The sequence below is a fragment of the Sphingomonas sp. genome, from assembly GCF_050725575.1.
GTDB lineage: Bacteria > Pseudomonadota > Alphaproteobacteria > Sphingomonadales > Sphingomonadaceae > Sphingomonas.
In genome coordinates this window covers 1-14,363 of the sequence record NZ_JBOHHW010000081.1, presented here as the reverse complement: position 1 = coordinate 14,363, position 14,363 = coordinate 1, and the positions used below count along the sequence as shown (strand labels likewise).

The 14,363-nt window shown below is 63.4% G+C and carries 10 protein-coding genes; 7 read left to right on the top strand and 3 right to left on the bottom strand.

Going from position 1 to position 14,363, the window contains the following annotated elements; all coding sequences use genetic code 11:
• The coding region (locus ACRECS_RS26650; RefSeq protein WP_431586001.1) for a DUF3142 domain-containing protein at positions 1-590 on the bottom strand (590 nt) is incomplete at its 3' end.
• A gap of 3 nt (positions 591-593) precedes the next feature.
• Positions 594-2,687 (bottom strand): hypothetical protein, encoded by a 2,094-nt coding sequence (locus tag ACRECS_RS26645; protein WP_431586000.1) that lies wholly within the window; start codon positions 2,685-2,687, stop codon positions 594-596.
• Positions 2,688-2,806: 119 nt separating this feature from the next.
• Here ACRECS_RS26645 and ACRECS_RS26640 point away from each other — a divergent pair, with 119 nt between their 5' ends.
• Entirely contained in the window at positions 2,807-3,364 is a 558-nt protein-coding gene (locus ACRECS_RS26640; RefSeq protein ID WP_431585999.1) for a DUF1697 domain-containing protein, read from the top strand.
• 350 nt (positions 3,365-3,714) lie between these two features.
• Here ACRECS_RS26640 and ACRECS_RS26635 read toward each other — a convergent pair whose 3' ends face one another.
• On the bottom strand, positions 3,715-6,489 hold the full coding sequence (locus ACRECS_RS26635) for a LuxR C-terminal-related transcriptional regulator (RefSeq protein ID WP_431585998.1): 2,775 nt from the start codon (positions 6,487-6,489) through the stop codon (positions 3,715-3,717).
• A 184-nt stretch (positions 6,490-6,673) separates the two neighbouring features.
• Between ACRECS_RS26635 and ACRECS_RS26630 the strand changes: the two genes are divergently transcribed.
• The 6 genes from ACRECS_RS26630 (at position 6,674) to ACRECS_RS26605 (ending at position 14,342) form a co-directional block, all read left to right on the top strand.
• Positions 6,674-9,295, top strand: a complete 2,622-nt coding sequence (locus tag ACRECS_RS26630) for a TonB-dependent receptor (RefSeq protein ID WP_431585997.1) — start codon at positions 6,674-6,676, stop codon at positions 9,293-9,295.
• Between the two features lie 74 nt (positions 9,296-9,369).
• Entirely contained in the window at positions 9,370-10,140 is a 771-nt protein-coding gene (locus ACRECS_RS26625; RefSeq protein ID WP_431585996.1) for a glucose 1-dehydrogenase, read from the top strand.
• A gap of 24 nt (positions 10,141-10,164) precedes the next feature.
• Positions 10,165-10,968: an SDR family NAD(P)-dependent oxidoreductase gene (locus ACRECS_RS26620; protein WP_431585995.1), complete on the top strand. Its 804-nt coding sequence runs from the start codon at positions 10,165-10,167 to the stop codon at positions 10,966-10,968.
• A 34-nt stretch (positions 10,969-11,002) separates the two neighbouring features.
• Entirely contained in the window at positions 11,003-12,124 is a 1,122-nt protein-coding gene (locus ACRECS_RS26615) for a DUF5938 domain-containing protein (protein ID WP_431585994.1), read from the top strand.
• 16 nt (positions 12,125-12,140) lie between these two features.
• Positions 12,141-13,691, top strand: a complete 1,551-nt coding sequence (locus ACRECS_RS26610) for an AMP-binding protein (protein ID WP_431585993.1) — start codon at positions 12,141-12,143, stop codon at positions 13,689-13,691.
• 87 nt (positions 13,692-13,778) lie between these two features.
• Complete coding sequence (locus ACRECS_RS26605; RefSeq protein ID WP_431585992.1) at positions 13,779-14,342, top strand: dihydrofolate reductase family protein; 564 nt, start codon at positions 13,779-13,781, stop codon at positions 14,340-14,342.
• Positions 14,343-14,363: the final 21 nt, after the last annotated feature.

Below are 14,363 nucleotides of genomic sequence, written 5' to 3'. Positions count from 1 at the left end.
AGCCAGGAGAGGTAAGTCGCATAGCCCGGGATGACCCGGCGGCCCTGATAGATTTGCAGCACGATCTCATCGACCGTGCCGGCCAGTGCGTCGAGCCCCTTGGGGTCGCCATTGGCGCTCCAGTCGAGCAATCCGGTGATGCCCAGCCGGCAATCGGCTGGCAAGCGCCGCCGCAGGTCGGCCAGGAACACCGCATAATTGTCGAGATGGCGGGTACGGGCATCGAAATCGATCTGGATTCCGGCCACGTGATTGCCGGCGGCGCGCCACCGGGCAAGTTGCGCATTTACCTGCTGATAGATTTGCGGCGACCAGGCCAGCGTTTCGACCCGCACCACCATCCATATCTCACGGCCGATGATATGCGGCACCGCAGGACGTTGCTGCACTAGCCGCACCGGGTTACTTGCCTCGACCTGCCCTTGCAGCAGGTAGATTCGTTTCGCCCGCTTCAGCACCGGTTGCGGCTTGACCCCGGCCCATAGCCAGAACGCATCATAATGGTGCGCATCGACCGTCTCAGCCGGAACCGGTGATTGCGACACGCTCGCCGCAGCAAGCAGAAGCAGGATGATCGCTCCGCGGATCATCGATTACCAATAATATCGTATGTCCTGCGCCCAGCTCGAAGACGGATAGTCCTTCTTCAATCGGGTGAACCAGGCCTTGCGCTGCGCGCGCGGCACGTCGGTTCCGCCGCATTCGTTGCGGCCGTTCGGCGCGTAACAATTGACTGCACGATACAGCGCATAGGCTTTGCCGCGCGCCGGTGCCTGCGGGTCGGCGATAATCGATTTATAGACTTCCAGTCGCGAATAGGGCTGGCCCGGGAATAGCGATTGCGTCCCGCCCAGCTGGTCGGCGGGTGGCTGGCGATCGAATTCGGACTGATCGAAATTGTTCGCCCGCATGAATTCGGCCAGGCACAGACGCGCCGTCACATCGCGCGGCGCCTTCGCCAGCGCCATCATGGTCTGCCGGAAAGGCACGCAGCCATAATCCCCCAAATTATCGGATTTCAGGAAGACTCCCAGTGGCGGATCATCCGTCGCGGCAAAATCATAAAGGCTGCCCCCTGCCCGCGCATTGGCCGGCACGGATTTCAGGTCGTCGAGAAAGTCCTGATACAATCCATGCCCCATTTCCTTGTACAATAATGTCGCAAGCGCCACGCCGCGTTCGTGGCGTGCGATACTGCCGTCCCTGGCCTGGCGACGGAGCAATTGCGGCCCGGCGATGTTTTTCAGCAATATCTCGCGGATATCAGGCGTTCGCACCGCAGATTCCGGGGCGAAGATACGCTCGAGGCTTGCGGCACGTTCATCGTGCAGCGCCAGCGCGAGTTCGAGCGCGGGACGCTGGAACGGCAATGTCGCGCCCGGCAGCATCTCAACCCAGAAACCGCGCGCGTTGCGATCCCGGTTTTGCTCCAGCGCCATGCCACGCAGCATCTGGCGGCTGAACTGGAGATAGTCGAACCCGCGCTGCCGCGCCGCATCCGGAATGAGCCGCAAGACGTCGGCAGGACGATTGTCGACGAACAACGCATAGGCGGCGAGCAGATAGTCGAACAGCGCCGGATTGCCCGAAAAATGCGCACGCTGCGCTTGCAGTTCATCAAGCGTGAGCGGCGTGTTACAGCATTCTGTGGGCCGGTCGCTATCGAGGCTGCGCATCCGCGCGAGATCGATCACGGTGAGCAGGATCGGATCGGTTACATTGTCTGTCGTGAGAAGCGGCAGGAGCTTGTTGTCCACTTCCTGCGCAAGGTCCGCCGAATCGATGCCGCGTTTCTCTGGCGCCAATCTGAACAGCGCGACATATTCCGCCGCCAGCTTTTCGGTTCTTCCCCCCAGCCAATAGACTCGTCGCAACAAGCCCCGCGCCGAGCTGCTGTAGCGTCCCTGCGGATAGGCGCGGAGATAGTCACGCAGATTGGCCTCGGCCGCATCGATGACCGCGGCCTGAGGTGGGAATCCCGCTTTAGGGGAGCCATATTCGTCAAAGGCATCGACCTGGGCACGGTTCACTTCGACGCGCGCCAGCATATAGCGTGCCGTCTCCGCGATCCATGACTGGTCCGCCCCACTCAGGCCCCGGAACGCCGTGGCGGCGGCGTCATAGTCTCCTGCGTAAAAGGCCGCCGCGCCAGTCAAATAGCGCTCGAACAGTTTTCCGCGTGGCGACTGGACACCCTGAGCGATCGGCGGCGCTCCGGCCGCGCCCGCGCAGTTTGGTTGCAACGCGCGCCGGGCACGGATCAGTTCGTCCCGATCACGCTGCGGGACCTTACGCTCCGCCTCGACCGCCGCCACGAAATCATCGGTGCCAAAATGATTGCTCAGGCAGCGCGATCCCTCACCATTGGCATAATTGAGATTGGCGGTCGTTTCCGGGCCGGAATAATTATAGCCCGCAAACATCGGCCACTCGAACAAGGCGCCCGGTTTCGTTGCGGATTCCGGCGGGGTCACACCTTGTTTCGGAGCGCCTCGACCGATCAGGAGTACCAAATTCACCCGCGTATCGTTGCCGGGCGACAGGATCGCCATATTGTCGCAGCCAGTCATGTCCCGATGCTTCAGCTTCCAGGAGGTCGAGCATCCGAAATCACCGCTCGCCATTGCCGGCGCGGACCAGCCTAGCGCAGCAAGCAGCAGGACAAGCGACAGGTAAATCCGGGACATGACAAATCTCTTCGCAGCCGATGGCCTCTTCTATCGACATCAACCTAAAGGTCGAGACATACAGCGTCCACGATGCACACCCCACACCCCCGCAACCCTGCCGGCGCCTGAACGATCGGATGCCGATCAAAATCGCCCTGTTCCGCAGCATGGTGATCGGCGACCGCCGGCTGACGCGCGAGGCGTTGCTGCGTATCGCCGAGGCTGTCGGCGGTGCCGACGCCCGCACGGTGATCGCCACCGGCAATCTCCTGTTCCGCTCGCGCAAGAGCGTCAGCCGGCTGGAGCAAGAACTGGAGGCGGCCTGTGCCGAGGAATATGGCCGCGCGACCGAGATTGTCGTCAAGACAGCAGAGGAATGGCGCGCGATGCTCGCTGCCAATCCGTTCGAGGCCGAGGCGAGTGAAAAGCCGGCGCATCTGATCCTCTGGGCGATGCGCGATCCGCTGCCCGATCACGGCGTGGAGCAGCTGCGCCGGCGCGCTCAGGGTGCCGAGCGGATCGAGCGGATCGCGAGCGGCGATTTCTATTGCTGGTTCGGCGCCGACGACATGGCGGGTTCGAAAATGATCGCCGGCTTCGGCCTGAAATCGCTCGGCGCGGTCGGCACCAACCGCAACTGGAGCACCGCAACCAAAATCAGCGCGGCACTCGACGAGATGGCGAAGCCGGGCTGACTGACCCGCCGGTCGGAAGGATCGGCACGCTTCCCCAATGGACGGTCACAGGCGTCGATTCACTTTGGGTGGCAAAGAGAGCAGTGTCGCACTGAACGATCTCCGATCGCTCGCTTACGCTCTTTCTCATCATGAAAATGACCACAGGATATGCCCCTGTTCCGGGCTGAACGGGCGGGCGGCCGACCCCTGTTATCTGCCGTCCCACCCCTGTTATCTCAATAACAGGGGTGGGACGTCTCAAGCCATTGAACAGGAACGAAGAAATCTCGTCCAAAATCCAACGCCACCCCTGTTATCGCGTGATGTTTTTTTATTTTCAGGAACAGGGGTGACTGGCGCGATCGGACTCAGGCTGGCGCGAGCGACAGACCCAGGGTCGATGCATTGCGTACCGCCTCTGCCCGATCTTCCGCACCCAGTTTGCGCATCACATTCTTGAGATGCCATTTGACCGTTTCGGGCGTCAGATGGAGCCGCCGCGCAATCTCCTTGTTCGAATCGCCATTGCCGACCGCGGTCAGCACATCGATCTCGCGTGAAGTAAGGATGGAGAAGACAGTGATGCCGGTCAGGCTCGCATCATTGGCGGATGCCCTGGTAGATGCGCGCGCCTCGCCAACCTGCTGGACCAGCGACAGAAAGGAATTGGGCGCATAGCCACCATTCGCCAACTGCGCCATCGCGCCGACCCCGGTGACCTCCAGCACATCCTGGATGGTACGGCGAAAACCGCTCTGCGCGGCATGGTTGAGCAGGTTGATCGTGTCGAGGTCGACCAGCCGGTCGCACCGCCCGCTCAGCTGCGGCAGCACCATGAACAGGGCCGCCTTCAGCTTCAGTTCGGTGTCGTTGGTCTGCTCGGCCAATTGCGCGAGCCGGTCGGCGACCTGGTTGAGGCGCGGCCGGTCGCTGGCGTCGATCGCGGCATAGACCCGCACCTCGGCGAGGATCGCAAATACCCGCGCATCGAGCGACAGCGGCCGCGCAATCGCCGCTTCCTCCAGCTCGATCGGCAGAAGCGCGTCGGCGTCCATTGTCTGCGGCAGGCCAAGCCGGGCGCGCTCGACGATGCTGCTCGCCTGCAACCGGCGCCAGCCGCGTTCATAGCCGAGCAGCTCGATATGCTCGATCAGCGACGCCGCCTCGGCGCGCAGCCCCTGCTGCGCCGCGATCCGCACCGACACGAGATAGGCATGGATCACCGCTTCGTGGAAACAGGCCTCATCGACAATTGGCATCCGTCCGTCGAGAACAGCGGCGGCGGCCGGCAGGTTATCGCGCTCATACAGGCTGCGCGCCAGGAACGGGGCGAGCAGCGCCGACGAGGCGGAGTGCGGCCCGGCCAGCCGGTCGGACAGATCATGGCCGGTGCGAAAGGTCCGCTCGGCTTCGTCGAGCTGTCCCTGCGCGCGAAAGCAGGAGCCGATGATCGCGTGGCGATAGGCGGTCGGGAAAATCTGCTCGTCGCGCTGCGCATAAAGCTGGGCCGGTCGCACCATGTCGTGCACCAGCCGGTGATCGCCGCGATGCAGCTCGCAATAGGCCGCGGCATTGCGCACCGCGCGCTCGACAAAGCTGCCCTCGTCCCGGGTCGCCTCGAGGAACGACTGCCCCTGGCTCACGGCGGCATCGAGCCGGTCCTCACACACTGCGAGGAAGATCGTCTCGATCCCGGCCAGTTCATGCTGGAACGCCATGCGCGCCGCATCGTCCGGCAATTGCCCGACGCGCGTCCGCAGATCGTCGAGCAAGGGCCGCGCCTGCGGCCTGAGGCACAATGTCAGCGCCCAGGCCTCGGCAAGGCGCAGCGGAATGCGATCCTCGATCACTGCCGCCGGCAGCCGCGCGATCCAGCCGAGCAGCGGCAGCACGTCGGACCGCTCCAGCATCGGCATCGCCGCCTGCGCAATCAGTTCGGCTGCGCCTTCGGCATCACCGCCCTCGAACGCATGGCCAATCGCCTCGGCCAGCCGGCCCTGCCCGGCAAACCAGCGGCTCGCTTTGTCATGCAGCTGCGGCAGCGCACCCGGGTCGTTGCGGGTCAGCTGCGCAAGCAGGAATTCACGGAACACCGGATGAATGCGGAACCAGGCGCCGTCATCGTCCAACTGCTGGACGAACAGATTCTGCTCCGCCAGCCAGTGCAGCATGTCCTCGGCCTCGGCCATCCCGGTCAAGGCACGGCACAGACTCGCGCTGACCGTTTCGACGATCGCGGAATGCGTCAGGAAGCGGCGATAGGCCGGGGTGAGATAATGCAGGATATTCTCGTCGAGATAATCGCTCAGCCAGTGCGCACTGTGCCGGGTCAGGCCGATGTCGAACAGCGCGTCATGATTATTGCGCAGCGCTGCCGATCCGATCCGCAAGCCGGTCACCCAGCCGCCCATCGCCTTGTTGAGGATAAGGATCTCGCTTTCGTCGAGCCCAACCCCCGACCCGGTGAGCAACTCACACGCCTCATCGTCGCGCAGGCGCAGATCCTCGACCCCGACCCGCAGCACCATGCCGCGATGATTGAGATGCGCCAGCGGCAGCGCCGGCTGAGTCTGATAGATCAGCACGATGTGCAGATTGGCCGGGCAGTGCAGCAGCAGATAGTTGAGGAACTGCAGGATGCGCGGATCGGTCAGCCGGTCGACATCGTCGAGGAACAGCGCGAACGGCGCAGCGCTGTCATGGATCGCATTGATCAGGCGCGTCGCGATCGACACTGGCGGGACCAGCGCATTGTGGATCCAGCCCTCCCCGCCCACACCAAGTGCCGGTGAGGCCAGCGCCGACCGGACCGCTTCCATGATATAGGAAATCGCCCGGGCGGATTCGTCGTCCTCATAATCGAACGAGACCCAGCCCGCCCGACACCCCAGCGCCGCCAGGGCATGATACCAGTCACCACCCAGCGTCGATTTGCCATAGCCGCTCGGCGCATGGACCAGACAAAGGCTGTGATCGTGCAGCGCTGCCAACCTCAGGCGGTGGCGATCGAGCGCCACCGGATGCGCCGGTCGCAGTGGCGGCGCCAGTTTGCTTTTGGTGAACAGCATCGCATCAGGCGGCGTGACGAGAGGATCACCATCATCTCGCGTGTCGATCAACAGTCGCGGCCGCGAACTTGCCATCACTCTCCTGCTCCGACGATAACCTGCCCAGCCCGGCCCCATCTGGCAAGTGTTGTTCGGGTCTTGGGGGTTACGCCCCCCCGCCGTCCCCCCCATCGCATCGATTGTGGTCGGCGCCCCCTCGCGCCTAGCCTCTGCTCAAGATGAAAGCGCTCAACGAGGCGCGATCTTAGGGAGAGTGATGATGACGAAGCTCCACCTGATGGGCGGTTGCGCGCTGGTTGCCATGTCGATGGCATGGTCGGTCCCGGCTCTGGCGCAGGATAGCACTCCCGTTTCACCGACCCCTGCACCCTCCACCGAAGCTGTCGCCGAACAGGATAGCGGCGGGCTCGGCGACATCGTCGTGACCGCGCAGAAGCGCGCGCAGAACCTGCAGGACGTCCCCGCTGCCATCTCGGCGATCAATGCCGAGGCGCTGCAGGCACGCGGCATCACTGAGACCTCTGACCTGATGGGCGCCATCCCCAGCCTGCAGGTGACGACGCCCTATGGCCGCACCCAGCCCAATTTCGCGCTGCGCGGCATCTCGGTCGCCAATGAATTCTCCGCCTCGACCGCCTCGCCAGTCGGTGTCTACGTCGATGAAGTCTATCAGAGCTTCCGCGCCAGCCATGGCCAGCAACTCTATGATATTGACCGGGTCGAAGTGCTGCGCGGCCCGCAGGGCACGCTGTACGGCCGCAACACCACTGGCGGCGCGATCAGCTTCTTCACCCGCAAGCCCGAACTGTCCGGCTATAATGGCTATGTCACGGTCGGTTACGGCAATTACGACACCAAAACTGCTCAGGCCGCGGTCGAGGCAACCCTGGTCCCCGACACGCTCGGCATCCGCATCGCCGGCACCTGGGCGAAGGGCGATGGCTGGCAGTACAATCCGGCGCAGAACCGCCATGTCGGCACCACGGATTCGGTCGGCGGGCGCATTTCGCTGCGCTGGAAACCGAGCGACCGGCTCGACGTCAATCTCAAGCTCTATGTCGCGACCGACAAACCGCTCGGCGCCAATGCTTACGGCATGGGTCAGCTCGATGGCGGGCGCGATGCGCTGGGCTATTCGCGCTTCGACCCGGCGCAGAATGGCGGCCGCGCGCTCGGCCGGGACGAGGTCGCGGCCAATACCGGCGGTACGCTCTACACCAACTCCAAGGGCGTTGCGCTCAACATCAGCTATGAGCTGACCGACAACCTCACCGTCACCTCAATCACTGGCTACGACAAGGGCAAATACCGCAACGCCCCGACCGATTGCGACGGGTCACCAAACGATCTCTGCTCGATCCGCTATTATTCGGAGAGCGAGAATTTCAACCAGGACCTTCGTTTCAACTATTCAGGTGGTAAATTCGATATCGTCGCCGGGCTCTATTACGGCAAGGACACGGTCAAGACGACCAATGAGCCGGACTTCTTCGGTGTGCTGCGCCCGCTGCTGCTCAGCCTCGGCGTTCCCGGCAACAGCAACAATGCCGCGATCGGCACGCCCGATGCGATCCGCTATATCCCCGGCTTCCTCGCCAATCCCGCGCTGCGGCCCGGCGATGCGGGATTTTGCGACCGGATCGAGATCAACCCCAATGGCTTCCTCGATGCCCGCTCGCTGGTCGCGCTGCAGACTGACATTGCGCTCAACAATTCGGGCGGCGGCGGTTTCGGCGGAGCTTATTCCGCCGCGTGCCGGACCGCCGGCGCGCCGCCCTTCGGGCCGATCCTCGGGCGCCAGCGCTATGATGTCCAGCGCCCGTCCAAGGCGATCTATGGCGATGTGACCTGGAAGGCGACCGATCGCCTGACCGTCGCTGTCGGCCTGCGCTATACCTGGGATCAGGTGAACTATCTCAACGGCAGCACGATCCTCTACGACCTGTCGGGCACCACGCCGGTCGCCAACCTGATCCCCTACAGCCAGACCTATAACCCCAATCTCGCCCCGCTCGAGCAGCGCGAAAAGGCCAACCGCCTGACCGGCCGCGCCAATATCAGCTATGAATTCGCCGACGACATCATGGGCTATGCCCAGTTCAGCCGCGGCTATCGCAGCGGCAGCTTCAACGGCCTCGCTTATCAGGGCACCAATCAGGTCTATTATATCAAGCCGGAAAAAGTGAACGCCTATGAAGGCGGCCTGAAGATGCGCTTCTTCGACCGCCGCGTGCAGCTCAACCTGGCCGGCTTCTATTACGACTATGCCAATCATCAGGTGACTCAGGTGGTCGGCGCCACCACTTTCACGCGCAGCGCCAATGGCCGCCTGTACGGCGGTGAGGCCGAACTGAGCGTGAAGGCGCTCGACAATCTCCGCTTCGATGCCGCACTCGGCCTGCTCAACAGCAAATATCAGGGCAATGTGCTCAACCCGGCGGATCCGAGCAGCCCGACGCGCAACGTCAACGGCAATCCCTTCCCCAACGCGCCGAGCACCACCTTCACCGCCGGGTTCGAATGGGACGTGGTCGACACCGGCAAGCACAAGGTCACGCTGCGCGGCGACACCAGTTACATGGGCAAATATTATTTCGACCCGTTCGGCGACTATGGCCAGAGCCCATGCGACCGCCCCGGTGCGCCGGGCAATATTCGCCCGGCCGGCACCGGGATTACCTGCGGCAATCCGGGCTACTGGCTGTTCAACGGCCGCCTCACCTATGAACTCGACAAGAAATTCTCGGTCAGCGTGTGGGGCAAAAACCTGACCAACAAATATTACTACACCTATGGTCTCAACATCGACGTGTTCGGCCTCGATTATCTCAATCGCGGCATGCCGCGGACTTACGGCGTCGAAGCCTCGATGAAATTCTGATCCCGACATTCGCGGGCGGTACGCTTCTCCCTGGCCGCCCGCGAATAACCGCCACACGCATTTCAGGCCGTTCCATGCAGCGTTTCACTGACAGGATCATTCTCATCACCGGCGCGGCACGCGGCATCGGCCGCGCCGCGGCCGAAGAGTTCGCGCGCGAAGGCGGCGTGGTGATCGCGACCGATATCGACCTGGACGAGCTGTCGGCGGCGGTCCGTGCGATGACTGAACAGGGCCTGCGCGTCGCCGGCCTGCATCAGGACGTGGCCGACGAGGACCAATGGACCGTGATCGTTGACGGGGTGGTCGCGCAGCATGGCCGGATCGATGTGCTGGTCAATAATGCCGGCGCCGGCTTCCTCAAATCGATCGAGGACACCAGCGGCGCGGACTGGCGGCGGCTGATGGCGATCAATCTCGAAAGCGTGTTCTACGGCACGCGCGCCGGCATCGCCGCGATGAAGCAGCGCGGCGGGGTGATCGTCAATGTCGCGTCGATCGCCGCCAATGTCGCCGAGCCGATGTTCCCCGCCTATAATGCGACCAAGGGCGGCGTTTCGATGTTCACCAAGGCGGCCGCGGTGGACTGCGCGCGCAAGCGCTATCCGATACGGATCAACTCGCTCCATCCGGGCTATGCCGACACCAAGCTGGTCAGCGATGCGATCACTGCGCTGGGTGACGATGCAGCGGCCTTTGCCGAAGGGGTGGCCGCCGCCATCCCGCTCGGCCGCCTCGCCACCCCGACCGAGATTGCCCGCCCGCTGCTGTTCCTCGCCAGCGACGACGCTTCGTACATGGTCGGCAGCGAACTGATCGTCGATGGAGGCTATATTGCGGTCTGATTTCATCTCGAAGGAGGCACTGCGATGAGCAAGTTCGACCTGACCGGCCGCAAGGCACTGATCACCGGCGGCGCGACCGGCATTGGCGCCGGCACGGCTCAGGCGCTGGCCGTGGCGGGTGCGGCAGTCGCGATCCTCGACATCAACGAGGCCGCCGGCCATGCGACCGCGAACGAACTGCGCGCCACCGGCGCTACCGCCAGCTTCGTCAAGCTCGATGTCTGTTCCGACGCCGGATGGGAAGCTGCGATCCCGCAAGTGGTCGCCGACCTGGGTGGGCTCGACATCCTGATCAACAATGCCGGGATCGAGATCTCGTCGCTGCTGATCGATCAGTCGGCCGACGATCTGCGCCGGATGTGCGACGTCAACATCGTCGGTACCGCACTTGGCATCAAGCATGGCTTCCGCGCGATGAAACCCGGTGGTGCGGCCGGCCAAGGCGGTGCGATCGTCAACATTGCCTCGGTCGCGGCGACCATCCCCTTCCCCGGCATTGGCGGCTATTCGGCAACCAAATCGGCGGTCGATCGCATCACCCGCATCGCCGCGGTCGAATCCGGCAAGCTCGGTTACGGCGTGCGCGTCAATTGCGTCTTTCCCGGCCTGGTGCCGACCGCCATGGGCAGCAAGCTCGCCGTCGACATGGCCGAGATTGGCCTGTGGCCCAGCGCCGAAGCGGCGGTCGGCGACGTGATCGGCCTGACGCCGCTCGGCCGGCTCGGCGAGGTCGCCGACATGGCCGATGTCATCGTCTTTCTATGCAGCGACGCCGCTCGCTTCATCACCGGCACTGGCCTGTCGGTCGATGGCGGGATGGGCAGCTGAAACATTCACCACCGGATCAGGAGCAGGGGATCCCATGAGCAGCAGCAAACCAGTCATCGTCTATGGCGCGTCGGGCTATACCGGCCGCCTGGTGTGCGAATATCTGCGCGAACTGAATATCCCCTTCATCGCCGCCGGCCGCGACCGGAAGCGCATCCAGGAGGTGATGGACAAGGTGCCGGGGATCGAAAGCGCGGACTATGAAGTGGCTGAGGTCGAGCATTCGGTCGCGGCGCTCACCAAGCTGTTCAAGGGCGCCAGCGTGGTGTGCAACATGGTCGGCCCGTTCATCAAATATGGTCCCGAAGTGGTCGAGGCCTGCCTCGCTGCCGGCTGCCATTACATGGACACCACCGGCGAACAGGACTGGATGATCGAGGCGCAGGAGAAATGGGGCGCGAAGTTCGCTGCCAAGGGCCTGCTGCTCTCCCCCTGCATCGCGCAGATGTACACCACCGGCGAGATCGCGGCGAACATCGCGCTCGAAACGCCCGGGCTCGACACGCTTGACATGCTGGTGCTGTGGAAGGGCTTCCCGACCTATGCCTCGACCCAGACGATCTTCACAATCCTCAAGGCAAAATGGTTTTATCTCGAACAGAATCAATATGTTCAATGGCCGATCACCTCAACCTTCGAAGTCAATGTGCCGGGCCAGCACCTCAACACGCTCGCTTTGCCCTGGGGTGGCACCTCGCACCCGATCTGGTTCAAGAACGACCCGCGTGTCGCCAATGTGAAGGTCGCCGGCGGCGTGTTCGCGCGCGAAGTGATGGAGGGCGTGGTGGCGATGACCAAGATGGTCGAAACCGACATCCTGCCTTTGCCCTTCGCCGAACAGGAAGCCGCACTCGCCAAGATGGCGGATTCGGTCCAGGCGGACATGCCGCCACGCGAGAATCCACGGCTCAACACCACGATCGATTCCGTTCATGCCTCCGGCCCGCTCGGCCGCGCGCATGTCGTGATTCACGGCAATTGCAACTATAAGCAGACCGGATTGCTGCAGGCCTGGGCGGCCTATTCGCTGCTCCAGCAACCGCCGCGCCGCGCCGGCTTCGCCTCGGCCTGCCAGGCATTCGGCCATCGCGAGTTGCTCGGTGTGCTGCGCAGCTTCGGGCTGGTGATGAAGCCGATCACCACCATTCACGACTGACCGGGCGGAGACACAGATGCGGCTGGTCGACTATCTCGACAAGGGTGCCTCGTTGGGCGGCGAGGCGCCGTGCCTGACCATGGGCGACACCAGCCTGTCCTATGGCGAGGTGCAGGCACTGACTCACCGTATCGCGCGCGGCCTCGACCGCTCGGGGATCACGCCGGGCGAGCATGTGGCGATCCTGTCGGGCAATGATCCGGTCGCCTTCGCATCGGTCTTCGCGATCTCGCGCGCCGCCTGTGTCTGGTGCCCGATCAACCCGCGCAACGAAGCCGCCGAGAACGCCTTCGTGCTCGACGCTTTCGACTGCGTCGCGCTGATCTTCCACAGCAAATTCGCCGGCCTGGTCGACGAACTGCGCGCCTCGCTGCCCAAGCTGCGCCTGCTCGTGTGCCTCGATGCCTTGCAGCCATTCGCGCCGTCACTGGCGCAGTGGCTCGACGGCGTGGATGATGCCCCGTTCAACGCTGTGCCGGTCAGCGACCTGGCAATGATCCCCGGCACCGGCGGCACCACCGGCAGCCCCAAGGGCGTGATGCTCTCCAATCAGAATCTCGAGACGATGACCGCCCTCACCCTGATGGGCTATCCGTTCGAAGGGCGACCGGTCTATCTCGCCATGGCGCCGCTCACTCATGCGGCGGGCGTGCTTGCTTTCCCGATTCTCGTTCTTGGCGGCGAGGTGGTGATCATGCCCTATCCCGATATCGGTATGTTCCTGACGCTCGCCGGACAGCACCGCGCGACCCACACCTTCCTGCCGCCGACCCTGATCTACATGCTGATCGACCATCCCGCGCTCGCCGAAACCGACCTCAGCGCGATGCAATGCTTCTGGTACGGCGCGGCGCCGATCTCCGCCGCACGGCTTGAAGAAGCGATCGACAAGATCGGCCCGGTGATGGCGCAACTGTTCGGCCAGACCGAGGCACCGATGATGATCTCGATGATGCACCCGCGCGATCATTTCAACAAAGATGGCAGCATCGCCCGCCACCGCCTCTCCTCGGCCGGACGACCCGGCCCGCTGGTGCAGGTCGAGATGATGGATGCAGGCGGCAAGCTCCTGCCCCGCGGCGAGCGCGGCGAGATCGTGGTGCGCAGCCGGCTGGTGATGGACGGCTATTACAAGGATCCGCAGGCGACCCGCGCCGCGAGCCGCGACGGTTGGCACCGCACCGGGGATATCGGCTATCTCGACCCGGACAATTTCCTGTTCATTGTCGACCGCGCCAAGGACATGATCATCACCGGCGGCTTCAACGTCTATTCGGCCGAGGTCGAACAGGCGCTGCTGCGCCATCCGGCGGTACAGGACTGCGCCGTGTTCGGCCTGCCCGACCCCAAATGGGGCGAGCGCGTCTGTGCCGTCGTGCAGCTGCGCCAAGGCCAGAGCGCCGATGGCGACGAGATACTGGCGAGCGTGAAAGCCGGCATCGGCAGCGTGAAGACGCCCAAGTCGATTGAGATCTGGCCCGACCTGCCCCGCTCGAAAGTGGGCAAAGTGCTCAAGCGGGAAATCCGCGCCCAGGTGCTGGCGGCGGGAAAGCCTTCAGATGGATGAGAGGCAGCCATCCCTTCATGATCAGGAACGCTCGGTTCACCCCGGCGTTGATAGGCGGCACAATCTGTCCTGATTGAGGAGCCGATCATGTCCGCAACCCTGTTCGCCATGATCTCGGTCTCACTGGACGGCTTCATTGAGGATGAGGCTAAGGCAATCGACTGGATGACCGAGGATCGTTCGATCGATGCGCTTCACACTCAAAACCTTCGCGAGATTGAGGCGATGGTATTCGGTCGCACAGCACATGCAGCCATTGCCGGCTATTGGCAGCAGGCTGAGGCAGGATCGATGGCAATGACGCCGGACCTCGTGGCTCAAACGGAGCGGATGACGTCCCTGCCCAAATATGTCCTTACGCATGGCCCCGAACAGACGGGATGGGCGAATAGCCATGCTGTGGACATCGACAGGATCAAGCAAATCAAGGCTCAATCGGTGCAACCCGTTGCCGTTTTCGCTGGAGCAGGAGCGATCCAGTCGGTGTTGACCGCCGGTTTGATCGATGAGCTGAGATTGATTGTGTACCCGGTGTCTATCGGCGGAGGCACGCCGCTGTTTCCTCGCGACAGGGCTCACCGGCAATTCGAATTGACAAGAGTCGAGCAGTTCGAGTCCGGCGCCATCCTTCAATGCTATCGTCTGCTATAGACCGTCGCCCATGACCAGAGC